Below are 15,810 nucleotides of genomic sequence, written 5' to 3' on the forward strand. Positions count from 1 at the left end.
TGGCGGGGGTACAATTGCGCGCCATGAATCGACGTCGATCCCAGCGTGGCGCCCCGGGCGGGCGGGCCACCTCCCCTGCCGCCGACAGCGGCCGTCGCGGCCAGCGTGCCTCACACGGCGGGCGCGGCGAACTGCGCCTGATCGGTGGCGAATTTCGCCGCCGCCGGCTGCCGATTCTCGACAGCCCCGGGCTGCGTCCGACACCGGACCGGGTGCGCGAGACACTGTTCAACTGGCTCGCCAGTGAGCGCTACACCGCACGGGTACTGGACCTGTTCGCCGGTACCGGCGCGCTGGGGCTGGAGGCGCTCTCCCGCGGCGCCGGCGAGGTGCACTTCGTCGAAGCGGCGGCCCCGGTGGCCGCCGCGCTGACGCGCAACCTGGCCACGCTGGGGGCTGAGGCCACGGTGCATCGCAGCGATGTCGCCGCCTATCTGGCCGGACCCGCGGCCCCCTGCGGGCTGGTGTTCCTCGACCCCCCGTTCCGCCAGGGGCTGGCGGCGGCCACCTGCGAACGGCTGGAGCAAGGGGGCTGGCTCGAACCGCACGCCTGGATCTATGTCGAGACCGAGCACGAGCTGGCGTGGCAGCCGCCACCCGGGTGGCAACTGCACCGGGAACTGCGCGCCGGCGACAGCCACGCCCGGCTGTTCCGGCGCACTCCGCCAGAGGCCTGACGCCGCCCGTGCCGCCGTCTCCACATCGAGACGCTTGTCGCCGCCGGCCACGCCACGTAGGCTGGCGGCCAGCCGAGTCATCGGCAGTCGCGGGCGTCACTCACCCGCATGACCGCAGGCTGGCGGTCACGCTTGTGTCACCTGCAGCCGTCGTCAACCCCAAGGAGAGCGTCATGAACGGAGAGATCTTCGCCCAGCTCGAACAGAAGATTCAGAATGCCGTCGACAGCATCGAAATGCTGAAGATGGAAAACGAAGAGCTGAAGGCCGAGAACGCCCAGCTGCGCCAGGAGCGCGACGAGTGGGAACGCCGCCTGGGCGGCCTGCTCGACAAGCTGCGCGCCCTCGACGAGACACCCAGCGACGCCGGAGCCTGAGGCCCCGCTCAGCCCGTCTCGCGGCACCGGCGACCGCCCCGGTCGTCGGTGCCACCGCCTACTCCGCTGAGGCGCCTGCCGCCAACCCCCGCGACATCAACACCGCCTCTTCACTGCCGCCGTCGTCACAGCGGTAGTACCCCCGCCGCCGGCCATCCTCGGCGAAGCCCAGCTTGTGGTAGAGCCGCTGCGCGGCCTGGTTCGACGCCCTCACCTCCAGCAGCATGCGCTCGGCCCCACGCCGCGCCGTCCGCGCCAGCAGCCACGCCAACAGCGCCGCGGCAAGACCGCGCCGGCGCGCAGCGGGGTGCACGCTGATCGACTGCAGCTCGGCATCGAACGGCAGATAGGCCACCACCGCCACCGCGCGCAGCTCGGCGGCCTCGAACACGCCCCATACTTCCAGGGTGTCGTCACTCAGCGCGCTGCCGAGCAGTGTGGCCGACCAGGCATCATCGTTGGCGAGCGCTTCGAAGCGGGCCCAGGGCGTCAGATCGTCCGCGCCCAGCAGACGCGGCGATGCCGGGAGAGAGGGGATGGCACTCATGCTGACGCCTCGGCTCAGGCGGTGCCGGCAGTCGCCTGCCGCCACGCCTCGCCGGTGGCATGCAGCTGCGGCCAGCAGGCACGCTTGGCCGCCGTGTCGCCGAGCAGGGTGCCCGGATGTGGCCAGCGGTGGCAGTCGACCTCGAACGGCGTGTCGTCGTCCGCGAACAGCGCCTCGTCATCAGCGCCGGGAATCACGATGGCGCCGGAGATACTCAGGCCGTTGCGCATCGCCTGACCGCGACAGAACACCGCCAGGCCGTCGCGGGCCTCATTGACGGGATCGTCCACCGGCGCCTCCATCAGCGGCCAGTCGAGGCTCGAAAGCGCACGCCAGTCGCCGGGCAGCCCGGCGGCCACGAGCATCTGCTTGAGCAGCGCCTGGGCCGCCGACGACAGCCCCTCGCGCCCCCCCGGCAGCAGCAGCCACCAGCGCTGGTCGAGCACCGCCAGCGTCAGCGAAAAGCGCAGCGGCGCCGCCCGCTCGGCGGCTGCCGCCACCGGAGCCGGGGGGGCGGCGGTCGTATCGGCAGCGGGAGCAGGCGCTTCGGCGGGTGCCTGATCTTCGCCCAGCAGGGCGCGGGCACGCGCCACCGGAGCACTGCCCTCAACACGCTCGGCGGGTTCGGGAGTCGCCACAGCGGGTGCGGGCGCTGCGGGTTCGGAATGGGCGGGGGGCGTCTCCAGCAGCGCGTGAAGACGCTGGCCCGGCGCGGGCTTCTCCGCCGCCGGCACCGCCCACTCACACTGTTCGGTGGATCGGGCGTTGATCAAGCGGTAGCGCGAGACCCAGGCCGGAACGCCCATCGCCTCGAGGTACTGCAGCCGTTGGGGGTCGGCGATCACCGCCCGCCTCCCCCGCGACAGTTGGGCGAGTCGGGTCGGCTGCCGCCACGCGCTTCCCACTGCTGCGGCGTGTAGAGGTGCAGCGCCAGGGCGTGCACCGGCCCGGCCAACTCATCGGCCAGCACCGAATAGATCAACTGGTGGCGCTTGACCGGCATCAGCCCGGCGAAGCGCTCGGAGACCAGGGTCACCTTGAAGTGGGTTTCCGAGTCGGGCGGCACATGGTGCATGTGGCTCTCGTTCTCGACCGTCAGATACTGCGGCTCGAGCGCGGCCAACTTCTCTTCGATGCGGGTTTGAACACTCATGCAACACCTCCTGTGCCAGTCGGTTCATTGTAACGTCTGGCGGCCGCCGCGGCGACGGCACCCGCTGCCTCAGCCGCGTCGATCGCGGGCCGCCAGCGGTATCCGGTAGAGGCTCAGCGCCAGCGCCACCACCACCGAGACGCAGCCCAGCCACAGCGACAGCGTCAGCGAGCCGAACGACAGCCCCAGGATCAGGCCCACCAGCGCAGTCCCCAGGGACTGGCCGAAGGTGCGCACCGAGGCGAGCACACCGGAGGCGTTGGCACTCAGCGCCAGCGGCACGCTGCCGATCATCTCGCGGTTGTTGGGCGCCTGGAACAGGCCGTAGCCGACGCCGCACAGCGCCGTGCGCCAGATCACGTCGAGATGGCTGGAGTCGGCGTCGAGCCCGGTCAGCGCCAGCATGCCGAGCAGGAACAGACCCAGACCCAGCGAACTGATCAGCGCCGGATTGCCCTTGTCGGCAAGGCGCCCGGCCACCGGGCCGATCACCATGATCACCAGCGGCCAGGGCGTGAACAGCAAAGCCGAGGCGATCGGCGAGACGCCCATCACCCGCTGGTAGAGAAACGGCAGCCCGACGAAGGCGATGCCCTGGGCCAGGAAGGCGAACATCGAGGTGATCGCGGCGAACGAGAAGCGCGGCTCCTCGAACAGCGCCAGCGGCACCAGCGGGCTGGCGACGTGGCGCTGACGATAGACGAAGCCGACCAGGCAGGCCAGCGCCAGGGCCAGGGTGGCCAGCGCCATCGCTCCGCCGCCGCCGTGGCCGAATTGATCCAGGGCGAAGACACTGCCGCTCAGCATCACGATCGACAGCAGCGCGCCCCAGACATCGAAGCGCACCCGCTGTGCCGGCTCACGCGGCAACGAGCGCAGCGCCAGGAACAGCGCCAGCAGCCCCACCGGCACGTTGATCGCGAACAGCCACGGCCAGCTCGCCAGATGCAGGATCAGACCGCCGATCGAGGGCCCGGCGGCGATCCCGAAAGCCACGGTAAGCGCACTGAGCCCGATCGCCGAGCCCAGCAGACGGGTGGGAAAGATGATGCGATAGAGTGACGGCCCGATACTCAGCATCGCCGCCGCGCCGATCCCCTGCAGCATGCGCGACACCAGCAGCAGCTCGAACGAGCGCGATAGCGCGCAGGCCAGCGATGCCAGGGTGAACACCGCCAGGCCGCCGATATAGAGCCGATGCCGGCCGATGACCCGGCTCAGCGCGGCGAAGGTGAGCAACAGCGCCGCGGTGACCAGCTGGTAGACGTTGGCGATCCAGATCGACGCCGCGCCACTGATGCCGAGCTCGTCGGCCAGGGTCGGCAGCGCGATATTGACGATGCCGCTGTCGAGCACCGCCATCTGCGTGCCGGTGACCAGCGCCAGCAGCGCCAGCTTGCGCTCGCGCCCGGGCAGCCCGTCGTCGCCGTCACGTACCTCGAACAACCGTTTCAGCATGCCGCCACGCCCACCTCCGGCAGCAGGCGGCGTCCAACCAGGCCCAGGATCTCGCTCACTCCTCGTCGGTCTCCATCAGCAGCTCGTCATCGACCTCGGCGGTCTCCAGCTCGACCTCGTCATCCAGGTCGATCGCCAGATAGCTGTGCTCGACGATCAGGAACTGCTCGAACAGCGCCAGATCGACCACCTCCGGCCACTGCCGCGAATCCTCTTCCCAGGCGCGCAGCTCGCTCTCGAGAATATCCACGCAGCGCTCCTCGACGTAGGCCGCCAGCGCTTCCGGCGTATCCATCTCGGGAATCAGATAGACGGTGGTCTCCGCCGCGATGTCGTCGAGGGTAAGATCGTCCTCGCCCATGGTGGGTTCGAGCGAATTGACCCAGTCGACGAAGGCCTGAGTGGGCTTCACGCTGAGTGCGGAACGGTTGAGCAGCTTCATGGTGTCACCCCTTTGCATCGAAACCGACGGCGTCGAATTTGCCAGCCCTGAGGCCGGCGATCTCGAAGCCGCACTGGTGCGGCGCTGCGCGCAGCGCCGACAGTATGAGCGTTCGTCGCGCCCATGACCAACACCGGATTGCCGCGCCCGCCGCAGGCTCGCACGGCGGCGGGCAGACGGATGCAATCGGCGCGGCGGCAGCCTACACTGGCGCCCCCTCCATCTGCCGATTGCCGTCATCGCCATGCCCGCCTCGTTCGACCCCAGCGCCCTCGACGACCTGCTCACGCGTATCGCCCGCGACGCCCCGCGCCACTTCGGAGAAGGTAACGTCGCCAGCTACATCCCGGCGCTGGCGGAAGTGGTCCCGGATCAGTTCGGCATCGCGGTATGCGACGTCGCCGGCCGCGTCTACCGCGCCGGGGCGGCGGATACGCCGTTCTCGATCCAGTCGATCTCCAAGCTGCTCAACCTGATCATCGCGATCCAGCACCTGGACGAAGCCGATATCTGGCAGCGGGTCGGCCGCGAACCCTCGGGGCAGGCGTTCAACTCGATCGTGCAGCTGGAGGTGGAGCGCGGCATCCCGCGCAACCCCTTCATCAACGCCGGCGCGCTGCTGGTCACCGATCTGCTGGTATCGCGGATCATGTCGATCCACTGGGTGATGCGCGAACTGGCGCGGCGTCTGGCGGGCAACCCGGCGCTCGCCTTCGACACCCGGGTCGCCAGCTCGGAGATGGCGCACAAGGCGCGCAACGCCGCCCTCGCCTATCTGATGAAGGCCTACGGCAATCTTCACGGCGAGGTCGACGAGGTGCTCGACGTCTACTTCCACGGCTGCGCGCTGTCGATGAGCTGCGTCGACGTGGCACGGGCGTTCGCCTTCCTGGCCAATCGCGGCGTGCATCCGGACGACGGCAGCGTCATCGTCACCCCGCAGCAGAACCGTCAGCTCAACGCCCTGCTGCTCACCTGCGGCCTCTACGACGCCGCCGGCGACTTCGCCTGGCGTGTCGGCCTGCCCGGCAAGAGTGGCGTGGGCGGCGGCATCGTGGCGATCGTGCCGGGGCAGATGAGCCTCTGCGTGTGGTCACCAAGGCTCGACAGCTACGGCAACTCGGTCGCCGGCCTGCGCGCCCTGGAAACCCTGGTCGAGGGCCTCGGCGTCGCCCCGCTGGGCTAGACGCCGACGCCCTGCCGGCCGATATCGAAGGGCCTGGGCGGCGTGATCACTCCGGGCGCATCGCCGGGAACAGCAGCACGTCGCGGATCGAGGGACTGTCGGTCAGCAGCATCACCAGGCGGTCGATGCCGATGCCCTCGCCCGCGGTGGGCGGCATGCCGTACTCCAGCGCACGCACGTAGTCGGCGTCAAAGTACATCGCCTCGAGGTCGCCGGCATCCTTCTCCGCGGCCTGGGCGGCGAAGCGCTCGGCCTGATCCTCGGCGTCGTTGAGCTCGGAGAAGCCGTTGGCGATCTCGCGCCCGCCGACGAAGAACTCGAAGCGGTCGGTGACGTGGGGGTTGGTGTCGTTGCGCCGCGCCAGCGGGCTCACCTCGGCCGGATACTCGGTGATGAAGGTGGGCTGATCGAGGCGATGCTCGGCCACCGCCTCGAAGATCTCGGTCTGCAGCTTGCCCAGCCCCCAGCTCGCCTTGACCTCGATGCCCAGGCGCCGGCAGGTGGCAGTGGCGCCATCGAGCGTATCGATGTCCGCCTCGCCGATGCCATCGCCGTGCTCGAGGATCGACTGGCGCAGGGTCAGGCGCCGGAACGGCTGGCCCAGGTCGTACTCGGTGCCCTGATAGACCACCACGCTGGAGCCCAGCACGCGCTCGGCGACATCCCGGATCATCGCCTCGGTGAAGTCGAGCAGGTCCTGGTAGTCGGCGTAGGCCCAGTAGAACTCGAGCATGGTGAACTCGGGGTTGTGACGCGTCGACAGCCCCTCGTTGCGGAAGTTGCGGTTGATCTCGAACACCCGCTCGAAGCCGCCCACCACCAGCCGCTTGAGATAGAGCTCCGGGGCGATGCGCAGATACATGTCGATATCCAGCGCATTGTGGTGGGTCACGAAGGGACGCGCGGTGGCGCCGCCGGGGATCGGCTGCAGCATCGGCGTCTCTACCTCCATGAAGCCGCGCTCGACCATGAAGCGCCGGATCGCCGCGATCACCCCGGAGCGCACCTCGAAAACCCGCCGCGACTGCGGGTTCATGATCAGGTCGACGTAGCGCTGCCGGTAGCGCGCCTCGAGATCGGTGAGCCCGTGGAACTTGTCGGGCAGCGGGCGCAGGCTCTTGGTCAGCAGCTCGGCCTGACGCAGCATGACGTAGAGATCGCCCTTGCCGGACTTGTGCACCGGGCCGCTGCCGGCGACGATATCGCCGATGTCCCAGCTCTGGATATCCGCCAGCAGCTCGGCCGGCAGGCCCTTCTTGTCGACGTAGAGCTGGATCTGCCCGGAGACGTCCTGAATCACGATGAACGGGCCGCGCTTGCGCATCACCCGCCCGGCGACCGCGGCCTGACGATCCAGCGCCTCCAGCGCCGCCTTGTCGTGCTCACCCAGCTCGGTCTGCAGCTCAGCCGCCAGGCTGTCGCGGCGGAAGGCGTTGGGGAAGGCGCTGCCGCCCTGCTCCGCCGCGCGCTCGCGGCGTTCCGCCAGCTTGCCGCGACGCTCCGCGATCAGCCGATTTTCTTCCTGCACGTCGCTCGGTGCAGCGGAGGGAGATTGCGGGTTGTCCTGGTTCGCCATGTCGTCGCCTGTGGAAATTCGTATCTATGAAGTCGTCGAATCGATAACGTCGTCGAATCTGTGAAACCGTCGGCCCGCTGCTGCGCGCCTTGCCCTGGCCCAGCGCCAGAGGGTCTGGCAATGTTGCGCGCAGGGAATCAACCGGCCAACGCTCGCAGCGCGGGGGTCGAATTCCCGAACCGTTCTAGGGTATCAACCCGGCCAACGCTAGCAGCGCGGGGTTCGAGCGACGACGAGTCTAGGCGCGCCGGCGCGAATCCGCGCAGTGGACGCGGTTGTCCATGAGCAGGATTCGCGCCGGCGCAACACCGCCTCGTCGAGCGCAGACACGCGCTTTAAAGCCCCTGTTTCAGGCTCGCCTCGATAAACTGATCCAACTCCCCGTCGAGCACCTTCTCGCAGTTGCTCGTCTGCACCCCGGTGCGCAGATCCTTGATCCGCTGGTCGTCGAGCACGTAGGAGCGGATCTGGCTGCCCCAGCCGATGTCGGCCTTGCTGTCCTCGGCCTGCTGCTTGGCGGCATTGCGCTTCTGCATCTCGTGCTCCCACAGCTTCGCCTTGAGCTGTTTCATGGCGAAGTCGCGGTTGGCATGCTGGCTACGCTGGCTCTGGCACGCCACCACGATACCGGTGGGCTCGTGGGTGATACGTACCGCCGAGTCGGTGGTGTTGACGTGCTGACCGCCGGCCCCGGAAGAGCGGTAGGTGTCGACGCGCAGATCGGACGGGTTGATCTCCACCTCGAAGTTGTCATCGACCTCGGGGGAGAGAAACACCGAAGCGAACGAGGTATGCCGGCGCCCGCCGGAGTCGAACGGACTCTTGCGCACCAGCCGGTGCACCCCGGTCTCGGTGCGCAGCCAGCCGAAGGCGTAATCGCCCTGAACATGCACGGTGGCCGACTTGATGCCCGCGACCTCGCCGGCGGAGACTTCGGTCAGCTCCGCCTTGAAGCCGTGGTGCTCGGCCCAGCGCAGGTACATGCGCAGCAGCATGTTGGCCCAGTCCTGGGCCTCGGTACCGCCGGAACCGGCCTGGATGTCGAGATAGGCGTTGTTCTCGTCCATCTCCCCGGCAAACATGCGCCGGAACTCCAGCTTGTCCAGCTGCCCCTCGAGGTAGGAGAGCTCCTTGCACACCTCGTCGACGGTGGCATCGTCCTCCTCCATCACCGCCAGTTCGAGCAGCTCGCGGTTGTCGGCCAGGCCGCTGTCCAGGGTATCGATGGTCTCGACCACGGCTTCCAGCGACGCCCGCTCCTTGCCCAGCTTCTGGGCGTAGTCGGGGTCATTCCAGACCTCGGGGTTCTCCAGTTCGCGCGAGACTTCTTCTAGCCGATCTTTCTTCTCGGCATAGTCAAAGATACCCCCTCAGGACGTCTGTCCGTTCGGACAGGTCCTTGATGAGGTTGTTGATCGGATTGATCTCTTGCATGGGACTCCTGCCATCATGAGCGTGGGCACCCGCCAGGCCGCGCCAACCGCAGGGGTGGCACCCGGCGCCGGGCTGCCCAAAAGGTCGACTATTGTAGCCAAACGCCGGCAGAGCGTCATCCCGGGCGGCGCCAGGGGCAGCGTCAGAGACAAGGGGTGCGTGACAGGCACGTGCGATAGGCACCAGTTGGTAGATAGTTATAACGGTTTCACTATTATTCATTTACGCCGGCCGTGAAGGCCCTGCTACCGTCGACGCCCAGTTCGTCGCCCATCGGGGGCGCGATCCCCCGACGGCCATTACCGGACAGCCGCTACCCTATCGCCATGATCAACGACACATCGCCATGACCAACAACAGCTACAAGGACCTCCTGCCGATGCGCTCCCATCCGCTCGCCCTCGCCATCGGTCTGGCCGCCGGCCTGACCTCGCTTTCACTCCCGGCCGCCACGCTGCACATGGGCATCTCGGGGGATCCCGCCTCGCTCAGCCCGGCCAAGATCACCGGCGGGGTGTGGGAGGAGGACGTGCTGCGGGACCTGTTCGAGGGCCCGATCGCCATCGATGCCGAGGGCCAGATCATCCCCGGCGCCGCCGAAAGCTGGGAGATCTCCGACGACGGCAAGACCTACACCTTCCATCTGCGCGATGGCCTCGAGTGGTCCGACGGCCAGCCGTTGACCGCCGACGACTTCGTCTTCGCCTATCGTCACCAGGTCGACCCCAAGACCGCCTCCAACTACGCCCACCGTCTCTATCCGGTGGTCAACGCTCAGGCGATCAATGCCGGCAAGAAACCCCTCGAGGCGCTCGGCGTGGCCTCCCTCGACGACGGCAAGACGCTACAGATCACCTTGAACGAGCCGACGGTCTACTTCCTCAAGACCCTGGTGCTGCCGTTCGCCTACCCGATTCCCCAGCACCTCTACGCCAAGTACGGTGACGACTGGAGCGACCCGTCACACATCGCAGTCAACGGCGCCTTCAAACCGGTCAAGTGGATCTCCAACACCGAGCTGGAGACACGCAAGAATCCACACTTCCACGACGCCGACGCGGTGACCCTGGATGGCGTCGACTACTACCCGCTGGAGGACAAGGTGGCCGGTATCCAGCGCTTCCGCGCCGGCGAGCTGGATATCCTGCGCGACTACCCCGCGGCCCAGTATCCGCGCCTCTCCAAGATGCTGCCCAAGGCGACCCACCGCTTCCCCTCCCTGGGCACCTACTACTACGTCTACAACCTGCGCGACGGCTCACCGGTGGCCGACAAGCGAGTGCGCGAGGCGCTGAGCCTGGCCATCCGCCGCGATGTGATCGCTGAGCAACTGCTCAAGGGCGCGGTCACCGCCGCCACCTCGCTGGTGCCGCCGGGGACCAGCGACTATCAGGCGCAGTCGCAGCCGGGGCTCGATGAGCCCATCGACACCCGCATGACCAAGGCCAAGGCGCTGATGCAGGAGGCCGGCTACGGCCCGGACAAACCGCTCAAGCTGACCCTGCGCTTCAACAGCGGCGACGAGCACCGCCAGATCGCGGTGGCCGTGGCCGCCATGTGGAAGCCGCTGGGGGTCGATGTCGAACTACGTAACACCGAGGCCAACATCCACTATGCCGACCTGATGCAGGGGGACTTCCAGGTCGCCCGCGCGGCCTGGATCTCGAGCTACGACGACGCCCAGAACTTCCTCCAGCTGCTCTCCGCCGAGACCAACAACTACGGCGACTACCACGACGCGCGCTACGACCAATTGCTGAGTGAATCGGATGGCGAACAGGACCCGGCCAAGCGGGCCCAGCTGATGCAGCAGGCCGAGGCGCTGGGACTTGCCGACTATCCGCTGACGCCGATCTACACCTACAGCTCGCGCAACCTGGTCGCACCGACGCTCACCGGCTGGGACGACAACGCCCTCGACATGCACGCCTCGCGCTGGGTGCACAAACCGGAGTAATGCCGCTCGCGGCGGCCGTGGCGCTCAAGCGCGCTGCGCCGACGCCGATAAAGTAGCGAGCGGCGGCAGGGCGCTACGGTGCCGGCGTGGCCGGCCCCGACCTTCGATCGCCCCCGGGAGAGCGCGTCATGCGGCACCTCGCATCACTTGTCGTCCAGCCCCACGCGCCCTCCCGAAGCCAAGTCGTGCTTTTCTACCTGCTCCTGCTCACCGTCCTGACACCGACCGCACCGGCCGGCGCCAATGCCCTGCACCAAGGCGACTGGCTGCTGCGTGGCATGGTGATCGGTAGCCAAGCCGCCCAGGTGCACTCGACGATCTCGACCATCGGCGGCGCGTTGGAGATCGACTCCCGCATCCAGCCGGGTGCCGACATCAGCTATTTCCTGAGTGAGCGCTGGGCGCTCGAATTCACCGGCGGTATCTCGCGTGCGTACTACCGGGTGCGCGACTCGCTGATCGGTGACTTCGACGTGGGCCGCGTCGACAGCGACAGCGCGATGCTGTCACTGCAGTATCACTTCCTCCCCTGGGGGGCGCTGACGCCCTACCTGGGCGCGGGTCTCTATCATGCCCGCGAGCACAGCGTCGAGCCCGCCGCCGGCATTCCCGACTTCACGGTCGAGCCGGTCACCGGCCCGCTCGTCGTGGCCGGCGCCGATTACCACTTGGGCGGCGCCTGGTTCGCCAGCGCCAACCTGCGCTACCTGAAGGTGCCCACCTACCGTTTCGAAGGCGACGGCTTCAGCAGCGAGCTTCGGGCCAGCATCTGGACACTGGGCGCCGGGCTGGGCTACCGCTTCTGATCCGACGAGGGCGGCCCAACCCGGTAAGGAGGGCGACACCATGCACATGATCGACAATGCCCTGCTCACAGCGACGCTGAGCCGCGCCGCCTTCCTGCTGGTGTTTCTGACCGTGGTCCTGAGCCAGCCCAAGGAGCGCTATCTGTGGCACTGGCTAGCAGCACTGGTCGGCTCCTCCCTGGGGGCGGCGCTGATGATGCGGTTCCCGGCCAACGGCGAGCCTGCGATGGCGGTCAGCCTGGCGACCTACTTCCTGTTCATGATCAGTCTGGCCGGCTCCTGGAGCGGCATGCGGCTGTTCTATCACCGGCGCATCGATCGGCGCCTGCTGGGCGCCCTGTTACTGCTGCCGCTGCTGACCTTCGCCTTGCTCGATCTATGCCACGTGGCACTGCACTACCGCCGCCTGGTCATCACTGCGGCCTGCGTCATACCCGCCGCGCTGACGGTGTTCGAGATCGTCAGGCCGGCGTCGGAACGACTCTTCTCGTCGATCGTCGTGGCCCTGGCGTTCGCCGCCTACACCGTGGTACTGGCAGGCACCAGCGCGGCCTTGCTGCTGGATCTCGCCCCAGCGACGCTGGAAGGCCTCAACTACCCCTCGTTTGCCGTCGACCGGGTCGCCAGTATCCTGGTCTATTTCGGCTATATCGCCATGGCCGGTGAGCGCGCCAACCGCGCCCTGCGCCAGCAGGCCGAGACCGATCAGCTCACCGGTCTGGCCAACCGCCACGGCGCCCAGCGCGCGCTGAGCCGGCTGGAGACGGCGCGCACGGCGGACCCCGAGAGCCCCCGGGCCGGCGTGCTGCTCGCGGATATCGACCACTTCAAGCGTATCAACGATACCCACGGCCACGAGGTCGGCGACAGCGTGATCGTCGCGGTCGCCGCGCGCCTGCGCGGGACCGTGCGCAACGGGGACGTCGTGGTACGCTGGGGCGGCGAAGAGTTTCTGATACTGCTGCCCGGGGCCGACAGCGCAGCGGCCCGGGCGATCGCCGAGCGCCTGCGCGACGCGATGATACGCACCCCGGTGCACGCCGCCGGTCACGATATCCCGGTGACGCTCTCGATCGGCATCGCCGAGGCGGCGCCGGAGGGCGAGACACTGTCCGCAACCATCGTCAGCGCCGACCGCGCTCTCTACCGCGCCAAGCGCCAGGGCCGCGATCGTATCTGCGTCGACGACGCCGAGCAGGGCGACAGCGCCACGATGATTCGCCCCCTGTCCTGATGCGCCCACACCTGGCACCGCTTCCCCAACCGCGCCGATCCACGGCAGTCGCCGCAGGCCGCTCGACCTGCTATGCATGAGATGAAACGCCCCATCGAGCATTTGAATTAGACGCGTCACGTCGATCGCGCGATGGTGTGACATCGGCCGCTCGCTGACTTTTCTTGCAAACCCTAGGCACTGACCGACTCTTACAAACCCTAGGCACTGTCTGAAAAGCCCCCTGAAGCGCGCCATAACAACAAACTCGGAGACATCTGCAATGCCCCTCCCCGCTCTTCCCCGCGGTCTTTACGCCATCAGCGCCCTGACCCTCGCCATGGGCAGCCTCGCCGCCCCGGCCCAGGCCGACACGCTCAATATCGGTGTCCAGGGCGAGCTCGCCTCCTTCGATACCTCACAGGTCTCCGGTGGGGTGTGGGAATCCCAGGTACTAATGGATGTCTTCGAGGGTCTGGTCGTGCAATCGCCGACAGGCGAGCTGCTGCCAGGCATGGCAACGAGCTGGCAGGTCTCTGACGACGGCAGGACCTACACCTTCCATATGCGCGACGACGCCAAGTGGTCGGACGGCGAGCCGGTCACCGCCGAGGACTTCGTGTTCGGCTGGCAGCATCTGCTGGCACCTAAGAACGCCTCCAAGTACGCCTACATGCTCTACCCCATCGCCAACGCCGAGGCGATCAACACCGGCAAACAGCCGACCGATAGCCTGGGGGCCAAGTCGCTGGATGGCGGCAAGACGCTCGAGGTGACCCTCGATCATCCGACGCCCTACTTTCTGCAGCTGCTGACCCACTACACCGCCTACCCGGTGCCCAAGCATCTGGTCGACGAGTATGGCCGCGACTGGGTCGATCTCGACCATATCGCCACCAATGGCGCCTTTCACCCGGTGCAGTGGGTGTCGCAGTCGCGCATCAGCGTCGAGAAGAGCCCGACCTACTACGCCGCTGACGAGGTCGCCCTGGATGGCGTCAACTACTACACCGTCGAGGATCGCAACGCGGGCATCTCACGCTTCCGTGCCGGTGAGCTCGATGTGCTGGCGGACTACCCCTCCAGCCGCTACCAGTGGCTCAAGGAGAACCTGCCCAAGGCCACCCACATGAGCCCGATGCTCGGCTCCTACTACTACGTGCTCAATCATCGCGACGGACATCCGACAACCGACAAGCGGGTCCGCGAAGCGCTCAATCTGGCCATCCGACGTAACGTCATCTCGCAACAGATCATGGCAGGCTCGTTCAAGGCATCAACCGGGCTGGTGCCGCCGGGCACCAACCACTACCAGGCCCAGCATATGGATCTGGGCAGCGACGATATGAACGCACGCATGGCCAAGGCCAAGGCGCTGCTCGAGGAGGCCGGCTATGGCCCCGACCATCCGCTGACGCTGCGCCTGCGCTACAACACCAGCGACGAACACAAGAAGATCGCCATCGCCGTGGCCGCGATGTGGAAGCCACTCGGGGTCGATGTGCAGATGATCAACTCCGAAGCCACCGTCCACTATCAGACGATTGCCCAAGGCGATTTCGACGTCGCCCGGGCCGGCTGGATCGCCGACTACAACGACGCCGAGAACTTCCTGGCCCTGCTGCATACCGGGGTGGGCAACAACTACGGCGCCTACTCCAACCCGGCCTACGACAAGTTGATGGATCAGGCGGCACAGACGCTGGATCTGGATGCGCGCGAAAAACTGCTCGAACAGGCCGAGGATCTGGCGCTAAACGACTACGCACTGGTGCCACTACTCACTTACGTTACGCGCAATCTGGTCAACCCTGACCTCCAGGGCTGGGAAGACAACGTCGAGGATGACCATCCGTCACGCTGGGTGAGCTTCAAGGACTGAGCGCGCTCGCGCCGCACCGGGGGAACCGACCATGCCGCGTATCGCCGTTTCCGTTGCCGGCCTGTGGCGCTCGCCGCAGGCAGCGCGCCCCATCGACGCTCCGGCGCTGTCAGCGCCGGTCCAGCTCGAGGCCTGGCTCGCGGCGCTGGACGACACCACACGGCTGGCGCTGTGTCGCGACAAGCTGCTGGTCAGCCAGGTGCTGTTCGATACCCCGGTGACGGTGCTCGAACGCACCACCGATGAGACCGGCCGCGACTGGTGCCGGGTGGTGGTGCCGAGCCAGGCGAGCGCCCTCGATCCGCGTGGCTATCCCGGCTGGCTGCCGGCCGTGCAGCTTGCCGAGGAGCGCCCGGCGGAGACCGCGGGAGACGTCGGTGGCCTCGCCGATGGTGTCGGCGAAGATGATCTCGAGGGCGAGGTGGTGGTCACAGCCAGCCGCGCTGAGCTGGTGCTGACCTCTCCGCGTCAGGGTGGGTCAGCAGCCGGAGACGGCCCGCTGGCGCTGAGCTTTCTGACCCGGCTGCGTCGGCTGGCGATGACGCCGACGCGGGTCGAAGTGATCTCGCCGCTGGGTCGCGGCTGGCTGTCCCGGGACAGCGTACAGCCGGCGGAGACGCCGCTGCCCGCGGATGCCGCCACCCTGACCCAGTTGGGGCAACGTTTCGAGGGACTGCGCTATCTGTGGGCGGGCAACTCGAGCTTCGGCTATGACTGCTCGGGGCTGGTGCACAGCCTGTTCGCGGCGATCGGGATCGCGCTGCCGCGGGACGCCGGCGATCAGCTCGCCACCGGCACGCCGGTGGCTCTGGAGGCGCGCCGCGCCGGCGACCTGCTCTACTTCGAGAAGCCGGATGCCAGCGGGCGCCCGGTGGTCGACCACGTGGGGCTCTATCTGGGTGAAGACACCCTGCTCCACGCGCCGACCAACAACGCCCGCGTCGAACGCCGCCGGCTCAGCGGCAGCCACTACGCCGAGCAGTTGTGTGCGGTACGCCGCCACCTCGGCTGAGTGCGTCGCCATCGGCACAGGCCCCGGAGCGCCGCCCGATAGAGAGCCCTCAGCGCTATCGAGTGCCGGTCTCCCCGGGATGACATAGGA

15 protein-coding genes are annotated in these 15,810 nt (G+C 67.7%); 8 read left to right on the top strand and 7 right to left on the bottom strand.

Annotated elements, in window-relative coordinates; all coding sequences use genetic code 11:
- Positions 1 to 23 precede the first annotated feature (23 nt).
- Together rsmD and DOM66_RS01455 are read left to right on the top strand one after the other, a co-directional pair.
- Entirely contained in the window at positions 24 to 677 is a 654-nt protein-coding gene (rsmD, locus tag DOM66_RS01450; protein WP_110689044.1) for a 16S rRNA (guanine(966)-N(2))-methyltransferase RsmD, read from the top strand.
- Positions 678 to 850: 173 nt separating this feature from the next.
- A complete protein-coding gene (locus tag DOM66_RS01455) occupies positions 851 to 1,054 on the top strand; it encodes a cell division protein ZapB (protein WP_110675220.1) in 204 nt (67 codons plus the stop codon).
- A 58-nt stretch (positions 1,055 to 1,112) separates the two neighbouring features.
- On the opposite strand, the gene rimI is transcribed toward DOM66_RS01455, so the two are convergent.
- The 5 genes from rimI to DOM66_RS01480 all read right to left on the bottom strand — a co-directional run bounded on the left by rimI (position 1,113) and on the right by DOM66_RS01480 (position 4,654).
- Entirely contained in the window at positions 1,113 to 1,601 is a 489-nt protein-coding gene (gene rimI, locus DOM66_RS01460) for a ribosomal protein S18-alanine N-acetyltransferase (RefSeq protein ID WP_110675221.1), read from the bottom strand.
- Between the two features lie 14 nt (positions 1,602 to 1,615).
- Complete coding sequence (locus DOM66_RS01465) at positions 1,616 to 2,446, bottom strand: hypothetical protein (RefSeq protein WP_110689045.1); 831 nt, start codon at positions 2,444 to 2,446, stop codon at positions 1,616 to 1,618.
- A complete protein-coding gene (locus DOM66_RS01470; RefSeq protein ID WP_110675223.1) occupies positions 2,443 to 2,754 on the bottom strand; it encodes a BolA family protein in 312 nt (103 codons plus the stop codon). Before DOM66_RS01470 ends, DOM66_RS01465 begins: the two co-directional genes overlap by 4 nt.
- Positions 2,755 to 2,823: 69 nt before the next feature.
- Positions 2,824 to 4,212, bottom strand: a complete 1,389-nt coding sequence (locus tag DOM66_RS01475; protein ID WP_110675224.1) for an MFS transporter — start codon at positions 4,210 to 4,212, stop codon at positions 2,824 to 2,826.
- A gap of 55 nt (positions 4,213 to 4,267) precedes the next feature.
- Positions 4,268 to 4,654, bottom strand: a complete 387-nt coding sequence (locus DOM66_RS01480) for a hypothetical protein (protein ID WP_110675225.1) — start codon at positions 4,652 to 4,654, stop codon at positions 4,268 to 4,270.
- A 244-nt stretch (positions 4,655 to 4,898) separates the two neighbouring features.
- Here DOM66_RS01480 and glsB point away from each other — a divergent pair, with 244 nt between their 5' ends.
- Positions 4,899 to 5,840: a glutaminase B gene (glsB, locus tag DOM66_RS01485; protein ID WP_110675226.1), complete on the top strand. Its 942-nt coding sequence runs from the start codon at positions 4,899 to 4,901 to the stop codon at positions 5,838 to 5,840.
- 46 nt (positions 5,841 to 5,886) lie between these two features.
- On the opposite strand, the gene lysS is transcribed toward glsB, so the two are convergent.
- Both lysS and prfB read right to left on the bottom strand, forming a co-directional pair.
- Entirely contained in the window at positions 5,887 to 7,416 is a 1,530-nt protein-coding gene (gene lysS, locus DOM66_RS01490; RefSeq protein WP_110675227.1) for a lysine--tRNA ligase, read from the bottom strand.
- A gap of 335 nt (positions 7,417 to 7,751) precedes the next feature.
- Positions 7,752 to 8,850 (bottom strand): peptide chain release factor 2 gene (gene prfB / locus DOM66_RS01495; RefSeq protein WP_110675228.1). Its coding sequence is split into 2 segments (ribosomal slippage): positions 7,752 to 8,774 and positions 8,776 to 8,850, totalling 1,098 coding nucleotides; the frame shifts between segments, so codons are not numbered across the junction.
- Positions 8,851 to 9,196: 346 nt separating this feature from the next.
- On the opposite strand from prfB, the gene DOM66_RS01500 reads away from it, so the two are divergent.
- From DOM66_RS01500 to DOM66_RS01520, 5 genes are all read left to right on the top strand, one after another.
- The gene (locus DOM66_RS01500) at positions 9,197 to 10,807 is read left to right on the top strand and encodes a peptide ABC transporter substrate-binding protein (protein WP_245392335.1); all 1,611 of its coding nucleotides are present in this window, start codon (positions 9,197 to 9,199) and stop codon (positions 10,805 to 10,807) included.
- 185 nt (positions 10,808 to 10,992) lie between these two features.
- Positions 10,993 to 11,613: an OmpW/AlkL family protein gene (locus DOM66_RS01505; protein ID WP_157958958.1), complete on the top strand. Its 621-nt coding sequence runs from the start codon at positions 10,993 to 10,995 to the stop codon at positions 11,611 to 11,613.
- A 40-nt stretch (positions 11,614 to 11,653) separates the two neighbouring features.
- Positions 11,654 to 12,847, top strand: a complete 1,194-nt coding sequence (locus tag DOM66_RS01510) for a GGDEF domain-containing protein (protein ID WP_110689047.1) — start codon at positions 11,654 to 11,656, stop codon at positions 12,845 to 12,847.
- 262 nt (positions 12,848 to 13,109) lie between these two features.
- Positions 13,110 to 14,708, top strand: a complete 1,599-nt coding sequence (locus tag DOM66_RS01515; RefSeq protein ID WP_110689048.1) for a peptide ABC transporter substrate-binding protein — start codon at positions 13,110 to 13,112, stop codon at positions 14,706 to 14,708.
- Between the two features lie 31 nt (positions 14,709 to 14,739).
- The gene (locus DOM66_RS01520; protein WP_110689049.1) at positions 14,740 to 15,720 is read left to right on the top strand and encodes a C40 family peptidase; all 981 of its coding nucleotides are present in this window, start codon (positions 14,740 to 14,742) and stop codon (positions 15,718 to 15,720) included.
- Positions 15,721 to 15,810 lie beyond the last annotated feature (90 nt).

Origin of the sequence: Salinicola endophyticus (genome assembly GCF_003206575.1) — a bacterium.
GTDB lineage: Bacteria > Pseudomonadota > Gammaproteobacteria > Pseudomonadales > Halomonadaceae > Salinicola > Salinicola endophyticus.

Excerpts from the sequence above, each read along its gene's own strand:
- rsmD (WP_110689044.1), top strand. The coding sequence starts at position 24 with ATGAATCGACGTCGATCCCAGCGTGGCGCCCCGGGCGGGCGGGCCACC.
- DOM66_RS01455 (WP_110675220.1), top strand. The coding sequence starts at position 851 with ATGAACGGAGAGATCTTCGCCCAGCTCGAACAGAAGATTCAGAATGCC.
- rimI (WP_110675221.1), bottom strand. The coding sequence starts at position 1,601 with ATGAGTGCCATCCCCTCTCTCCCGGCATCGCCGCGTCTGCTGGGCGCG.
- DOM66_RS01470 (WP_110675223.1), bottom strand. The coding sequence starts at position 2,754 with ATGAGTGTTCAAACCCGCATCGAAGAGAAGTTGGCCGCGCTCGAGCCG.
- DOM66_RS01475 (WP_110675224.1), bottom strand. The coding sequence starts at position 4,212 with ATGCTGAAACGGTTGTTCGAGGTACGTGACGGCGACGACGGGCTGCCC.
- DOM66_RS01480 (WP_110675225.1), bottom strand. The coding sequence starts at position 4,654 with ATGAAGCTGCTCAACCGTTCCGCACTCAGCGTGAAGCCCACTCAGGCC.
- glsB (WP_110675226.1), top strand. The coding sequence starts at position 4,899 with ATGCCCGCCTCGTTCGACCCCAGCGCCCTCGACGACCTGCTCACGCGT.
- lysS (WP_110675227.1), bottom strand. The coding sequence starts at position 7,416 with ATGGCGAACCAGGACAACCCGCAATCTCCCTCCGCTGCACCGAGCGAC.
- DOM66_RS01500 (WP_245392335.1), top strand. The coding sequence starts at position 9,197 with ATGACCAACAACAGCTACAAGGACCTCCTGCCGATGCGCTCCCATCCG.
- DOM66_RS01510 (WP_110689047.1), top strand. The coding sequence starts at position 11,654 with ATGCACATGATCGACAATGCCCTGCTCACAGCGACGCTGAGCCGCGCC.
- DOM66_RS01515 (WP_110689048.1), top strand. The coding sequence starts at position 13,110 with ATGCCCCTCCCCGCTCTTCCCCGCGGTCTTTACGCCATCAGCGCCCTG.
- DOM66_RS01520 (WP_110689049.1), top strand. The coding sequence starts at position 14,740 with ATGCCGCGTATCGCCGTTTCCGTTGCCGGCCTGTGGCGCTCGCCGCAG.